Source organism: Dermatophilaceae bacterium Sec6.4 (genome assembly GCA_039636865.1).
Classification (GTDB): domain Bacteria; phylum Actinomycetota; class Actinomycetes; order Actinomycetales; family Dermatophilaceae; genus Allobranchiibius.
Window position 1 is genome coordinate 924,384 of the sequence record CP144172.1, and the last position, 14,422, is coordinate 938,805.

The 14,422-nt window shown below is 66.1% G+C and carries 11 protein-coding genes, 1 tRNA gene and 1 pseudogene; 7 read left to right on the plus strand and 6 right to left on the minus strand.

The features are described 5' to 3' along the window. Positions 1 to 28 precede the first annotated feature (28 nt). Positions 29 to 1,036 (plus strand): NAD(P)H-binding protein, encoded by a 1,008-nt coding sequence (locus tag V3G39_04575; protein ID XAS77327.1) that lies wholly within the window; start codon positions 29 to 31, stop codon positions 1,034 to 1,036. A 28-nt stretch (positions 1,037 to 1,064) separates the two neighbouring features. Further along, positions 1,065 to 1,532: an SRPBCC family protein gene (locus tag V3G39_04580; protein XAS77328.1), complete on the plus strand. Its 468-nt coding sequence runs from the start codon at positions 1,065 to 1,067 to the stop codon at positions 1,530 to 1,532. 59 nt (positions 1,533 to 1,591) lie between these two features. On the opposite strand, the gene V3G39_04585 is transcribed toward V3G39_04580, so the two are convergent. Further along, the gene (locus tag V3G39_04585) at positions 1,592 to 2,881 is read right to left on the minus strand and encodes an alpha-hydroxy-acid oxidizing protein (protein ID XAS77329.1); all 1,290 of its coding nucleotides are present in this window, start codon (positions 2,879 to 2,881) and stop codon (positions 1,592 to 1,594) included. A gap of 65 nt (positions 2,882 to 2,946) precedes the next feature. On the opposite strand from V3G39_04585, the gene V3G39_04590 reads away from it, so the two are divergent. Together V3G39_04590 and V3G39_04595 are read left to right on the plus strand one after the other, a co-directional pair. Next, on the plus strand, positions 2,947 to 3,801 hold the full coding sequence (locus tag V3G39_04590) for an oxidoreductase (protein ID XAS78173.1): 855 nt from the start codon (positions 2,947 to 2,949) through the stop codon (positions 3,799 to 3,801). Positions 3,802 to 3,874: 73 nt separating this feature from the next. Next, positions 3,875 to 4,870: an aldo/keto reductase gene (locus V3G39_04595; GenBank protein ID XAS77330.1), complete on the plus strand. Its 996-nt coding sequence runs from the start codon at positions 3,875 to 3,877 to the stop codon at positions 4,868 to 4,870. A gap of 67 nt (positions 4,871 to 4,937) precedes the next feature. On the opposite strand, the gene V3G39_04600 is transcribed toward V3G39_04595, so the two are convergent. Then, positions 4,938 to 5,882 carry a pirin family protein gene (locus tag V3G39_04600; protein XAS77331.1) on the minus strand — a complete coding sequence of 315 codons (945 nt, stop codon included), beginning with the start codon at positions 5,880 to 5,882 and terminating at the stop codon, positions 4,938 to 4,940. Between the two features lie 262 nt (positions 5,883 to 6,144). Between V3G39_04600 and V3G39_04605 the strand changes: the two genes are divergently transcribed. After that, positions 6,145 to 7,467, plus strand: coding sequence for a trypsin-like peptidase domain-containing protein (locus V3G39_04605; protein XAS77332.1), 1,323 nt, complete (start codon positions 6,145 to 6,147; stop codon positions 7,465 to 7,467). Positions 7,468 to 7,583: 116 nt separating this feature from the next. Here the strand turns inward: V3G39_04605 and V3G39_04610 are convergent, their stop codons facing one another. The 4 genes and pseudogenes from V3G39_04610 to V3G39_04625 form a co-directional block, all read right to left on the minus strand. Continuing rightward, on the minus strand, positions 7,584 to 7,790 hold the full coding sequence (locus tag V3G39_04610) for an aldo/keto reductase (protein XAS77333.1): 207 nt from the start codon (positions 7,788 to 7,790) through the stop codon (positions 7,584 to 7,586). A gap of 113 nt (positions 7,791 to 7,903) precedes the next feature. Then, positions 7,904 to 8,512: pseudogene (locus tag V3G39_04615) on the minus strand (aldo/keto reductase). 68 nt (positions 8,513 to 8,580) lie between these two features. Further along, positions 8,581 to 10,044 (minus strand): DEAD/DEAH box helicase, encoded by a 1,464-nt coding sequence (locus V3G39_04620; GenBank protein XAS77334.1) that lies wholly within the window; start codon positions 10,042 to 10,044, stop codon positions 8,581 to 8,583. 176 nt (positions 10,045 to 10,220) lie between these two features. After that, positions 10,221 to 10,296, minus strand: a tRNA-Lys gene (locus tag V3G39_04625). A 200-nt stretch (positions 10,297 to 10,496) separates the two neighbouring features. Between V3G39_04625 and V3G39_04630 the strand changes: the two genes are divergently transcribed. Further along, positions 10,497 to 11,771, plus strand: a complete 1,275-nt coding sequence (locus V3G39_04630) for an alpha/beta hydrolase-fold protein (GenBank protein ID XAS77335.1) — start codon at positions 10,497 to 10,499, stop codon at positions 11,769 to 11,771. Between the two features lie 95 nt (positions 11,772 to 11,866). After that, complete coding sequence (locus V3G39_04635; GenBank protein XAS77336.1) at positions 11,867 to 14,407, plus strand: DUF3516 domain-containing protein; 2,541 nt, start codon at positions 11,867 to 11,869, stop codon at positions 14,405 to 14,407. Positions 14,408 to 14,422 lie beyond the last annotated feature (15 nt).

A 14,422-nucleotide genomic window follows, 5' to 3' on the forward strand; every position in this document is an offset into this window, starting at 1 on the left:
GGTGCCAAGGGCAATCCGGGGAGCGGGCATGACGCCCACTTCACCGGGGCGCGCCCTGGTGCTCGGAGCGACCGGGTACGTCGGTTCGCGCCTGGTGCCGCAACTGTTGCAGGCCGGATGGGCCACCAGGGTGCTGAGTCGGCGCCCCGAGCGGTTGGCCGACCGTGACTGGGCCGCTCGCGCGGATATCCGGGGCGGTGACGCGGGAGATGCCGCAGATCTTGCCGCCGCCTGCGATGGCGTCGACGTCATCTACTACCTGCTGCACTCGATGGACGGGGCAGGTGACTTTGCCCAGCGTGATGCCGTGCTGGCGCGGTTGTGCGCGCAGACGGCAGCAGCCGCGGGCGTCCGCCGAATTGTGTATCTGGGGGCGCTGCACCCGGAAGGCCCGCTGAGTGAGCACCTGGCGTCGCGGGTCGAGGTGGGCGACATTTTGCTTGCCGGGGAGGTACCCGCGACGGTGTTGCAGGCCGCGGTCGTGTTGGGAGCGGGGTCGGCATCCTTTGAGTTACTGCGTCATCTCAGTCGTCGGCTGCTGATCGCGCCCGCGCCGAGTTGGGTACGCAACAGGTTGCAGCCCATCGCCATCCGCGATGCGCTGCGTTACCTCGTGCAGAGTGCCGCGATGGATCCGAGCATCAACCGAACCTTCGATATCGGCGGACCCGACGTGCTCGACTACCGCGAGATGGTGATCAGGTACGCCAAGATCGCGGGCCTGCGTAGGCGGCACCTGTTCACCGTGCAGGCCCCCGAGGTGTTGACCGGAATCGCCGGTGAGGTCATCGGCGTCCTGACTCCCGTGCCGCGCGGCGTCGCTGCCCCACTCGTCGGCAGCCTGGTGCACGAGGTGATCTGCCGCGAGCACGACATACAGGAACTGATCGAGCCGGAACTGGGCGGTCTGCTCAGCTTTGAGCTGTCGGTGGTTGCTGCCCTGGAGAATGAGGGCCGTACGCACGGGCGGCTACCCGAGCCGGGAGCCAGTGACCCGGCATACCGCACGGCGGCCGACCCGACCTGGGCCGGCTGAGCGCAGCGCACCCCGCCAAGAGGAAGCCATGACTCAGTTCAAGGCCCACAACCACTCCGAAGCCGACGTCGAAGCGTCGCAGGAGCAGATCTGGGCGGCCCTCACGGATCCGGACCTGCTGACAAAGCTGACACCGTTCCTGAACAAGATCGAAGCTCACGGCGACCGGTGGATCTGGACCCTCACCTCGATCCCGGTCTTGAACAAACAGTTCTCGCCCACGTTCACCGAGGTGATGACCTACGAGCCGATGAAGCGGATCAGCTTCAGTCACGATCCGGCCCAGACCGAGGACAAGGCCGGTACCGAGGGCTACTACCTGCTGACGCCGAAAGCTGATGGCACCACCCACCTCGTGATCGACCTGGAGGTTTCGGTGGATCTGCCGCTGCCCAGGCTCGCCAAGATCCCTGTCGTGACGGCGATGAACGCGGTGATGGCGGGGATGGGCGTCCGGTTCGCAGCGAACCTGCTCGCGCACCTGCAGGAGACGTGAGATTTGGACATGCTGAGCGGGGCATATTTGCCCCGCTCAGCATGTCCAAATCGTGAGAACTAGGGGGTGGCAGCGATCAGGATGTCGCGGGTGATCTGGTCGATCGAAGTCACTCCGGCGACCGCCATGTGCAGGTCCAGCTCGGCCTGGAAATTACGCAGCACTTCGGCTACGCCCTGCTGCCCGGCAATTGCCAGGCCGTAGATGTAAGGCCGGGCGAGACAGACGGCGGTGGCTCCCAATGCGATTGCCTTGATGGCATCGGCGGCGCAACGGATCCCGCTGTCGAAGAGGATCGGCACCTGACCGTTCACTCGCTCAACCACACCGGGCAACGCATCCAGCGACCCGATCGCACCGTCCAACTGGCGGCCACCGTGGTTGGACACGATCAGTCCGTCCACGCCGTATTTCAGCGCGAGCTCGGCGTCGTCGGCCGATTGGATGCCCTTGATGAGGATCGGTAGATCGGTCAACTCCCGCAGCCAGGCCAGCTCGTCCCAGGTAAGTGAGGGGCGGCCGAAGAGCTCCTGGAAGGTGCGGATCGAGGCCATCGGTACTTTCGAGCGCAGGTTGTCCCTGAACCCACCGGGGTGGGCGCGGGACATCGTCGCGAGTGACCGCATCGCGGACGGCGTCGGCCGGCGTTCGACCGCGGCAATCTGCCCGTCGGCCAGTCGCGCGCGGACGATCTGTTGGAAGACCGGGTCAGACGTGTAGTTGGCGATGCCGAGCCCGCGCGCGAACGGTGAGTAGCCACGGTCCAGATCCAGGGTGCGCCAGCCGAGCAGCATCGTGTCGATCGTGACGACGATGGCGCCGGCGCCGATTGCCTCCGCGCGGCGCACGAAGCTGCGCGCCAGATCATCCTCAGCGCTCCAGTACAGCTGGAACCACCGCTCGTGCTCGCCCAGCTCGGCGGCGATCGCCTCCATCGGGCGCGATGCCTGCGAGGAGATGATCATCGCAACGCCACGCTCTTCTGCGGCCCGGGCAAGCGCGAGGTCCGCGTCCGGGTGGCACATCTCGAGCACTCCGACCGGGGCGGTCAGGAACGGGCTGGGGTGACGCACCCCGAACAGCTCGATCGACTGGTCACGTTGCGACACGTCGCGTAGTGCTCGCGGGACGATCTGCCACCGGTCGAACGCCCGTCGGTTGTTGATCATCGTCGTGCCCGAGCCGGCGCCGGTCTCGACGTAGGAACGGGCCGTGCCGCTCATCGCGTTGAGCCCCCTCTTCTCCAGCTCACGGGCAGTTGCGGGCACCAGAGGCTTGTCGCCGAAAACACCTGCCTGATAGATCTGGCCCTGCACGGTGCGACCGACGTCCCGCAACGAGATGCTCATGGCCTCAGGTTGGCACAGCCGGACCTCGGCCGGTGTCAGTTCGGCGGCGTACGGTCGGGGTCGTGATGGATTCAACGTTCCCCCTTGCCGGCCACGACGTGCACCGGATCGGCTTCGGCGCGATGCAACTGCCCGGCCCGGGTGTGATGGGCCCGACGCGTGACCGCGACGTCGCGATCGCAGTACTGCGCCGGGCTGTCGAGCTGGGCGTCGACCACATCGACACCGCCCAGTTCTACGGCCCCGATGTGTCCAACGAGCTGATCCGCGAGGCGCTGTACCCCTACGGGGACCACCTTGTCCTGGTCTCCAAGGTCGGCGCGCGTCGCGACACCGAGGGCGGTTGGATCTCGGCACAACGCCCGCAGGAGCTGACCGAGGACGTCGAGGCCAATCTGCGCGCCCTCGGTGTTGAACGACTCGGTGCGGTCAACCTGCGGATGCACGGCCCGTCAGCTGAGGGCGGCACCGCAGAAGTGGCGCTCGCCGACCAGCTCGTCGCTATGCAGCAGCTGCGCGATGCGGGCAAGATCGCCGGGATAGGCATCTCGACCGCCACCCTTGATCAGGTGCGTGAGGCGCACGAGAGCGTGGGCCTGGTGTGTGTGCAGAACGCATTCAGCTATCTGGATCAGTCCGACGCCGATGTGCTGGCCTACTGCACCGGGCAGGGCATCGCCTACGTGCCGTACTTCCCACTCGGTTCGGCGTTCCCGCACATGCCGAAAGTCACCGAGGACGAGCAGGTGCTCGCCGTGGCCGGGCGCCTGGGTGCCTCGCCCGCGCAGGTGGGACTGGCCTGGTTGCTGCGACGCGCAGCGAACGTGCTGCTGATTCCCGGAACCTCCTCCGTCGCGCACCTGGAGGACAACATCGCCGCGGGCGACGTCGTCCTCCAGTCCGGGGACCTTCCGGGCTGATGCAGCGGTCATCAGTCACCCCTTCACCTAGCGGTAACGCGCCTTCCCCACTTCGCAGAAATGAGTACGACAGATGACTACCTCAACACGCACTCTCGGCACCACCTCACCCTTGATCGTCTCTGCTCTCGGGCTGGGCTGTATGGGAATGTCGGAGTTCTACGGCACGGGCGATGAACAGGGTGGCATCGACACCATCCATCGCGCACTCGACCTGGGCATCACCTTCCTGGATACCGCCGACATGTACGGCCCGTTCATCAACGAGCAGCTGGTGGGAAAAGCGATCGCCGGTCGCCGCGATGAGGTCCAGCTCGCGACGAAGTTCGGGAATGTGCGTGGCGCGGACGGCTCGCGGCTCGGCATCGACGGCAGTCCCGACTATGTCCGCAAGGCCTGCGACGCGAGCCTGCAGCGACTCGGTGTCGAGCACATCGACCTCTACTATCAGCACCGCGTCGATCCGTTGGTCCCCATCGAAGAGACCGTCGGCGCGATGGCGGAACTGGTCGTAGCCGGCAAGGTCGGCCATCTCGGACTGTCCGAAGCATCTGCGGCGACGATCCGCCGCGCTCACGCTGTGCACCCGATCACTGCGCTGCAAACGGAATATTCACTCTTCACCCGCGACTTGGAGCAGGACATCCGGCCGACGATTCTCGAACTGGGAATCGGGCTGGTGCCCTACTCGCCGCTGGGCCGCGGCATCCTGACCGGGGCGATCACGTCACAGGCGTCGCTGCAGGAGGGCGACTCGCGGCGCACCGCATACTTCCCGCGCTTTCAGGGACCAGCCCTGGACGCCAACCTTCTCATCGTGCAGAAGTTGGGCGAGATCGCAGTCGGGAAGAACTGCACCGTGGGCCAACTCGCGCTTGCCTGGGTCCTCGCGCAAGGCACGGACGTCGTACCGATTCCCGGCACGAAACGAGTGCGCTATGTCCAGGAGAACGCAGGCGCGCGAGACGTGGTGCTCACACCCGAGGACCTCGCTGCGCTCGCGGACGCCGTGCCAGCGGGCGCAGTCGTCGGAGAGCGGTACGGCGACATGTCCTCGATCGATAAGTGAACTAGGGGATCGAAGCAGGCGGCACCGTACCGGGCGCGCTGCGACGCGCCCGGTCGGTGTGCAGCAGCTACCCGGTGTGCGGCATGATCGCGTCCGGTGGGACCACCCCGAGGCGACCTTTCTGGTAATCCTCCATCGCCGTCATCAACTCCTGGCGGGTGTTCATCACGAACGGGCCGTACTGGAACATCGGCTCACCGATCGGTGCCCCACCGAGCACGATGACCTCCATCGCGGTGGTGCGTGAGTCCTGGTGCGCATCGGCGGTCAGGCTGATCCGCTCACCCTTTCCGAGGACGGCCAGTTGGCCTTCTCGGATCGGGCGACGCTCAGCACCCACGGTGCCCGATCCGGCCATCACGTAGACCAACGCGTTGTAGTCGGCCTGCCACGGCAGGGACAGCGCTCCGTCCGGGCTGATCGATGCATGCAGCACGGTGATCGGGGTACGCGTGGACCCGGGCCCGCGGTGCCCGTCGATGTCACCGGCAATCACGCGGACGAGAGATGCACCATCGTCGCTGGACAGCAGCACGATCTGGTCGGCCTCCAGTCCCTGGTATGCCGGTGTCGTGAATTTGTCCGATGCGGGCAGGTTCACCCATAGCTGGAAGCCGTGGAACAGTCCACCGGAACGCACCAGCGATTCTGGCGGCGTTTCGATGTGCAGCAGTCCTGAGCCGGCAGTCATCCACTGGGTGGCGCCCTCGGTGATGACACCGCCACCGCCGTGGCTGTCCTGATGGATGAACTGGCCCTCGACCAGATAGGTCACGGTTTCGAACCCACGGTGCGGATGCCATGAGGTGCCCTTGGGCTCACCGGCCTGGTAGTCGACCTCACCCATGTGATCCATCATGATGAACGGATCCAGGTGCTGGTAGTCGATGCCGGCCATTGTGCGGCGTACCGGGAATCCTTCACCTTCGAAACCGGCCGGGGCTGTGGACACTGCGAGTACGGGCCGTTCAGCCTGTCCGAATCGGGCAGAGCCGATTCGGGGCAGGGTCATCGTGTCTGCAGTTACTGCAACCATTTTCATCACCTCATGTAATTGACGCATCAACTATACAGCTCAACGAGGTGGCGGGCGTCGGTATTCCCCGTGGCGGCGCGCCGGCTCTCACAGCGGGCACATTCACGGTTCACATCGTTCTGTCTGGCGGATGTCGCCTAATGGTGTTGTCGTCAAAGCCCGTCAGGGGGGGCCGGCGGCCGGACCAGCAGCTTTGCCTGCATCCGTACTTGTTTCAGATTCACTGCACCAGGAGGCCATGATGGATCAGTTTTCGCACGACGCTCGCGATGAGCAGGCGGCTCCTCAGGGGGCCGATGGATGGTCCGGCCGGCAGTCGGTTGACGGATCCTGGAACGTCCAGAACCCTCCCGTCGGGGGCGCCATCTACCGCGCGCCGCAGCACGCTCCGGCCCGCCGACACCGGGGTTGGGCGGTGGCAGGCGGCGCGTTGGTCGTCGCCGGATCCCTGGCGGTTGGCGCGGGTTTCGGTGCCACGGTGCTGGGTCAGAATGTCGCGGGTGCGCCTCCGGTCGTCGTGCCGAGCAGCGCCACGGGTAACTCAGTAGGCAGCGGGCCCACCGGCGGTGGGTCGGGCATCAATGGGTTCGGAAATGGGTCGAGCGGTTCCGGCAATACTGCTGCCAGATCCACACTGCCTCGGGCTACGCCCGCAGAGGAAGTAGGCGTGGTCGACATCAATACCGTCCTTGGTTATCAGGGCGCTGAAGCTGCCGGCACCGGCATGGTGTTGACCGCTGATGGGCAGGTGTTGACCAACAACCACGTCGTCGACGGTGCGACGAGCATCAGGGTCACCGTGGTCGCCACCGGCCGCACCTACCTGGCCAAGGTGGTGGGTACGGACCCGACGCAGGACGTCGCCATCATTCAACTGCAGGGTGCGTCCGGGCTGAAGACGGTGCGCACCACCGCATCTGCGGCCACTGTCTCGCAGAAGGTGACCGGGGTGGGTAACGCCGGTGGGGTCGGTGGAGCGCCGAGCGCGGCGGCTGGTCGGATCACCGCGACGGACGCCACGATCACCGCCACCGACGAGGGGGGAGCAAACCCCGAAACGTTGCACGCGTTGATCCAGACCAGCGCCGACATACAGGCCGGTGACTCCGGTGGTCCGCTCTACAACAGCACCGGGCTGGTGGTGGGTATGGACACTGCCGCCCAGGCCACCGCGTCCGGTCGGGGCACGGGCACCGGGTACGCCATCGCGATCAGCACGGCACTGAATGTCGCCCACCAGATCGAGTCCGGAGTCACGAGTAACACGATCCACCAGGGTTATCCGGCGTTCCTCGGCATCTCGGTGGTCAGTGACCAGTCGGGCTCTGCGGCAGGCGCCGACGTGCAGCAGACGCTCGCGAACAGCGCTGCCGCAGCGGTCGGTATCACCGCGGGTGACGTGATCACCGCAATCGGCACGACTCCGATCACCAGCCCAGCGGCCCTGACAACCAGGCTTGCTGCTGATCGGCCGGGACAACACGTCAGCGTGACCTGGACCGATTTACAGGGACAGCCGCATGTTGCGACAGTCACGCTCGGCGCGGGGCCCGCAGCCTAGGCAGTGAATCGAGAGTGGGCCGGTTGCCCACCGCCCCAGGTCGGGCAAAAGTCCTCATCGGTCACGGGTGCGGGCAGGTATGCCGCCCATCACCCGTACGCCCGAACCGAGGAGGTTCAGCCGCGCACGGCGTCCGAGGCCGAGGTGAGGTCCTGCAGTTCCTGCGAGGTCAGATCCAACGTCGCCGATGCCATCAGCGGCGTGAGTTGCTCGACCGTGCGGGCGCTGGCGATGGGCGCCGAAACGGTGGGTCGGGAGCCCAGCCAGGCCAGCGCGACGGCGGCAGGCGCCGTTGCATGCGCCTCGGCAATTTCGTCCAGCACGCGCAGTAGTGCGTCGGCTCCCGGCGTGCGCAGATACGAGGCAGCCTTCCCGCTCGCGGAGATTCAACCGATTGTCCAGGCCGGTATTTTCCGGTGAGAAAGCCGCTGGCTAGTCCCGAGTAGGGCAACTGCGCGAGGCCGTTGGCTTGCAGCGTTGGCAGCAGAGTGGTTTCAACGCCACGCTCGACCAGGTTCCACTGGTCTTGGGTAACCGTGAACGGGGTCAGGCCGTGAGCGTGGGCGAGGTCCAGTGCACCCTGCAGCCGTTGCGCGGTGAAGTTGGACGCGCCCACGGCGCGCACCTTCCCCGCGGTGACCAGGGTGTCGAATGCGGCGACGTATTCGCTCTGGTCGACGTCCATGTCGTCACGGTGCGCGTAGTAGAGATCGATGTGGTCCGTCCCCAGTCGGCCGAGCGAATCATCAACTGCAGCAGCGATATTGGTAGCGCTCAGTCCTGGGCGTGACGACAGCATCGACACCTTGGTGTGGATCTGTACGTTGTCGCGGTGACCGCGCGAGGCCAGCCATTCGCCGATGAGGCGCTCGGACTCGCCGCCGCTGTGATCCGGTACCCATGAGGAGTAGACATCTGCGGTGTCGATGGATCGCCCGCCGGCGGCGACGAATGCGTCCAGGACAGCGAAGCTGGCGTCGCGGTCGGCGGTCCAGCCGAATACGTTGCCGCCAAGGACGAGTGGGCCGAAATCAAGAGATGACATGCCGACATACTCGCCGATGATGCTGGGGCCCAGTCCATCCGGGCCCCAGCATCATCGGTGCGGTTGGGTCAGCGCGAACGACGGCTGAAATTGGCCGCCGAATGGTTCCCGGTCGATCCGGAGCCCGCGCTACGAGTGCCTGTACCGGTTCCGTTGCTGCGGGAGCTCGAGCCCGCACCGTTACGGCGAGCGCCCGAGCCTGATGCGGTGTTACCTCCGCCGCCCGAACCCGCCCCGGCGCGGCGCGCACCCGAACCCGGGCTGCTGTTGCGTGCTCGACCGTTGGCAGCTCGGTTGGACGGTGCCTTCCTGGACTGACGTTGCGGGGCCGCCACCGGAGCGGCGATTCCCTCGACCAGGACGCGTTCGCCCGGCGCAAGCTCACGCAGCACCGGGTGCTGGGTGTCCGAGAGGTGAGTCGTCGTCGGGTGGATACCCGCGGCCCTGGTGAGGCTGCGTACATCGGCGCGCTGATCGGGAGTCATCAAGGTGATGACGGTGCCCTCGCGGCCGGCCCGCGCAGTGCGACCCGAGCGGTGCAGGTAGGCCTTGTGCTCGGCCGGCGGGTCAGCGTGAATGACCAGCGCGATGTCGTCGACGTGGATGCCGCGTGCTGCAACGTCGGTGGCAACAAGGGTGCTGACTGCGCCGGAGCTGAAGGCCTCCATGTTGCGGGTGCGGGCGTTCTGACTCAGGTTCCCGTGCAGGTCGACGGCCGGTACTCCGCGACTGTTGAGCTGGCGGACCAGAGCCTTGGCGCCGTGTTTGGTGCGGGTGAAGATCACGGTGCGTCCCGGCGCCGAGGTGAGGTCGATGAGCACCGGCACCCGAAGGTCCTTTTCGACGCCCAGGACGTGGTGGGACATGGCAGCGACGGGGGACTGGGCCGAATCGGCTTCGTGCGTCACCGGTTTGGTCAGGAACTCGCGGACCAGGACGTCGATCGCCTTGTCCAACGTCGCAGAGAACAACAACCGCTGGCCGGTCTTCGGCGTCTGTCGCAGCAGTCGGCGCACGCCGGGCAGGAAGCCCAGATCGGCCATGTGATCAGCTTCGTCCAGGACGGTGACCTGCACGGCGTCCAGGCGGCAGTGGCCCTGCGTGATGAGGTCCTCCAGCCGCCCCGGACAGGCAATGAGAATGTCGACGCCGGCATCCAGTCCGCGTACCTGCGGGTTCTGGCCCACTCCGCCGAACACCGTCAGGGTGTTCAGGCCCATTGCTCTCGCGAACGGCTTGATCACGGCATCGATCTGCGTGACCAGTTCGCGGGTCGGCACCAGAATGAGGGCACGGGGCTTGCGGCGCGTACGCGGGCTCTTGCTGTCGGCGAGGCGGGCCACGAGCGGCAACGCGAAGGCAAGCGTCTTACCGGATCCGGTGCGGCCCCGGCCCAGGACATCGCGGCCCGCGAGGGAGTCCCGCAGGGTGGCGGCCTGGATAGGAGTTGGTTCGCTGATGCCTTGCCCGGTCAGGATGTCGACCAGGACAGTGGGCACGCCGAAGTCATGAAAAGTTGCAGAAGAAGTCATCGAATCGCGATCTGTGAAGCGTCTCACCGTCTGGCTGATTCTCCAGGTTGGAGAGCCGCGCATGGAGCGAACTCAACATGCGGATCAACCCGTGGCGAGAGCTACGACGAATTGACGCTCCACAGGCTACCGTGCCCGGTGCTTCCTCACCGAATCGTGAGCCGGGGGTGATGCTTTGGTGGGCCCTGTGGGACTCGAACCCACAACCTACGGATTAAAAGTCCGCAGCTCTACCAATTGAGCTAAAGGCCCTTGCGACGTGGCGCCCGGACAGCCTAGTTGCCACGGAGCCAGCCGGTGAAACGGGACCGGTTTCTCGTGGGTGGTGGTCCGATTGCCGTCGTTGGTCCAGACTAGGCGGCAGCGCGCCTATGTCGAACATCCAGGACGTCGCGCAAAGATGGCTGAACCGTCACGCAGTGTCGCATAGGCCGAGTCCCCGGGGGGTGACTATGTTCGGACCAGCCAGTGATCTGGTCGTGGGCGCCCTCTGGTTTGCGGCCCTCGCGGCCCTAGTCGGCGTCGCCGTGTGCTGGCACCGGCTCAATGGTCACGGGCTGAAAATGATTTTGGCCCGCTTGGGCACCCAGGTCGGCGCGTCGATGCTTGTCGTGCTCGCAGTCGCTTCGCTGCTCAATCAGCAGAACGGTTGGTACGGGAGCTGGTCCGACCTCGGGCGTGACCTGTCGGGCGCGTCGCCATCCGTGCAGCGCACCGCCGTGAAGGGGCAGGCCCAGGTCGAGCAGGAATACGACCCGCGCGGCGCGCAGGCAGCCGACGATGCGGCGCAGTTGCGGTTCGGGGCGCAGCGATCGACCTTCCAACAAAAGACCCCGCTGCGCCCGAACCCCGCTCCTACGGGCCAGTACATCCGCGTCGTCGTGCCCGGGCTCGGACCGGCGGCCGGTAAGAGAGCGGGCAAAGTCCTGATCTGGTTGCCGGCGGAGTACTTGACGGGCCCCCACGACCGAACCTTCCCGGTGATCCAGGCCTACGCCGGGGTGCCCGGTGGGCCAGATGACTACGACAAGCGCATGCAGCTGCAGAAGATGATCGTGACCGCGACGCAGACGTCCGGGCTGCTGAGCCCGATCGTGGTGATCCCCGACTACACCCCGTCCAAGCTGGACACCGAATGCACAGACTCCGCCGCGATCGGGATGGAAAGCTGGTTGAACAAGACCGTGCCGGACTGGGTGGTGGCCCACCTACGGGTCCGACCGGACAGGCAGTCCTGGGCCGTGATGGGCTACAGCGCGGGCGGCTACTGCGCCGCCATGAGCGTGTTCCTGCATCCGCAGCGATTCGGTGCGGCGATGCTCTTCGGCAGCTACAACAGCCCGATCCTGAGCAATTGGCACCCCTGGGGCAGTTACCCGAAGTGGCCCGCCCGATACAACCTGCTCGACACGGTGCGACACCGTCCACCCCCCGTGGACGTCTGGATCGAAGTGTCTACCGGAGACCGGTTCAGTGAACCGGCCAGCGCCGCGTTGATCCGCGCTGTCCGCACCCCCACGTCCTTGACGGCTGTCTACCTGCGTGGCGCGGGCCATCGATTCGACGTGTGGGCAAGCGCTATGCCCAGGTCGTTGGCGTGGTTGGCGCGCACGCTGCCCGGCTTCGGCGCCCACACGGGCGTCGCGGTCAGCTCGCCGACACTGCACGGGCCACACCGCTTCAAACAGGTCGTCGCGGGGATCGCCAAGCGTTCACCTACGGGCTGACCCCGGCCGTTGCCGGCACATCGGATTTTCTGAACCGTGCATGGCAGCGGACATCGTGGTCCGGTGGCCGTGACGGGTAAGGGAAACTTGGGGCAATGAATCTTCTGGACGCGCTGCCCGACAAGGCCGGGCCCGACGACGTCTACGCCGCGTTCACCGGCTGGGCCACCGAGCAGGGCCTGACGCTCTATCCACATCAGGACGAAGCGGTGGTGGAGATCCTCGCAGGCGCAAATTTGATCCTGTCCACGCCGACCGGATCCGGTAAGTCCCTCGTCGCCACCGGTGCACTGCTGGGTGCCATTGCCGAGGACCGGGTGTCCTTCTATACGGCGCCGATCAAGGCCCTGGTGTCGGAGAAATTCTTTTCGCTGTGTCAGATCTTCGGCGCGGATCAGGTCGGAATGTTGACCGGGGACGCATCGGTGAACGGTGATGCGCCCATCATCTGCTGCACCGCGGAGATCCTCGCCAACATCGCGTTACGCGAGGGCGCAAAGGCCGACGTCGGCATGGTCGTGATGGACGAGTTCCACTTCTACTCCGAGCCCGAACGCGGCTGGGCCTGGCAGGTGCCCCTGTTGGAGCTGCCGCAGGCCCAGTTCGTGCTGATGTCCGCCACATTGGGCGACGTCGAACTCTTCGAGCGCGAGCTGACCGCCCGCACCGGGCGACCGACGGCTGTCGTTACCGGCGTCGACCGGCCGGTGCCGCTGTCGTTCACCTGGGCGATGACCCCGATCCACGAGACGATCGAGGAGCTTCTGGCAACGCGAGAGGCGCCTATCTACGTCGTGCACTTCACCCAGGCCTCGGCATTGGAGCGCGCTCAGGCGCTGCTGAGTCTGACCGTCGTCAGCAAGTCGGACAAGGAGAAGATCGCCGAGACCATCGCCCATTTCCCCTTCTCCGCAGGGTTCGGCAAAGCTCTCAACAAGCTGGTACGCAACGGAATCGGTGTGCATCACGCCGGCATGCTGCCCAAGTACCGCCGGCTGGTCGAAACCCTCGCCCAGGCCGGTCTGCTGCAGGTCATCTGCGGTACCGACACCCTCGGAGTGGGCATCAACGTGCCCATCCGCACGGTGCTCTTCACCGGCCTGACCAAGTTCGACGGGTCGCGCCAGCGGGTGCTCAAGGCGCGCGAGTTCCACCAGATCGCCGGCCGGGCCGGACGGGCGGGATTCGACACCAGTGGCTCGGTCGTCGTGCAAGCCCCCGAGCACACCATCGAGAATGCGCGCAACATCGCCAAAGCCGGCGACGACCCGAAGAAACTCCGCAAGGTGCAGCGCAAGAAGCCCGCGGACGGATTCATCAACTGGACCGAGGAGACCTTCGATCGGTTGGTCAACGCCGAACCGGAGGCCCTGCAGTCGCGGATGCGGGTCACCCACTCGATGCTGCTCAATGTCATCGCCCGCGAAGGCGACCCGTTCGGCGGCATCCGCCGCCTCATGCGGGAGAACCACGAAGACCCCAGGCGTCGGGCGCGACTGTCCCGCAAGGCGATCGACCTGTACCGCGAATTACTCGCCGCCGGTGTCGTGCAGCGCCTGGACACGCCGGAGGCGGATGGTCGCCAAGTGCGTCTGACCATCGACCTGCAGGACAACTTCGCGCTCAACCAGCCGATGGCACCGTTCGCGCTCGCCGCACTGGACCTGCTGGATCCCGAAGCCGACGACTATGCGCTCGACGCCGTGTCGGTCATCGAGGCGGTGCTGGATGACCCCCGCCCAATTCTGATGGGACAACGTTTCAAGGCGCGCGGTGAGGCGGTGTCCCGGATGAAGGCGGAAGGCATCGAATACGACGAACGGATGGAGCTGCTGGAGGAGGTGACCTGGCCACGGCCGCTCGCCGAACTGCTCGACGCGGCCTTCGAGACCTACCGCAGCAACCAGCCGTGGGTCGGCGAGAACGCCCTGTCCCCGAAGGCAGTGGTGCGTGAAATGTATTCCTACGCGTGGTCTTTCACCGACCTGGTCAAGCAGTACGAGCTGAGCCGGTCCGAAGGCGTCGTGCTGCGTTACCTCACCGATGCCTACCGGACCCTGCGCCAAACCGTCCCCGATTCCCGCAAGACCCCTGAGCTTGCGGACCTGATCGAGTGGCTCGGCGAGATGATCCGGCAGACCGACTCCAGCCTGATCGACGAGTGGGATCGTCTCAACGACCCGGCCGCGCAGCAGGGCAGCGCTCTTGCCGGGCCGCCCCAGCGCCGGTCCATTACCGATAACCCCCGCGCGTTCCGGGTGCAGATTCGCAATGCAATGTTCCGGCGGGTCCAGCTGGCTGCGCGCCGCGACATCATGTCGCTCGCAGCGCTCGATCGGGACGCCGCCGCATCCACCGAGCCGCCCACCGAGATCGTGATGGACGAGCCGGCCTGGGTGGAGGACCTCGCGGCGTACTTCGCGGAACACGACGTGATCGGCGACGGTTCCACGGCCCGAGGGCCTGCATATCTGCAGATCCAAGAGGGTAAAGAGACCTGGGAGGTGCGTCAGGTCATCGAAGATCCGGCCGGCGACCACGACTGGGGTATTGACGCCCAACTGCCGATCGCCGCGTGCGACGATGCCGGGACTGCCGTCGTCGTCGTACTCGGTCTGAATCGACTCGACCACTGATCTGCCCGTACGACT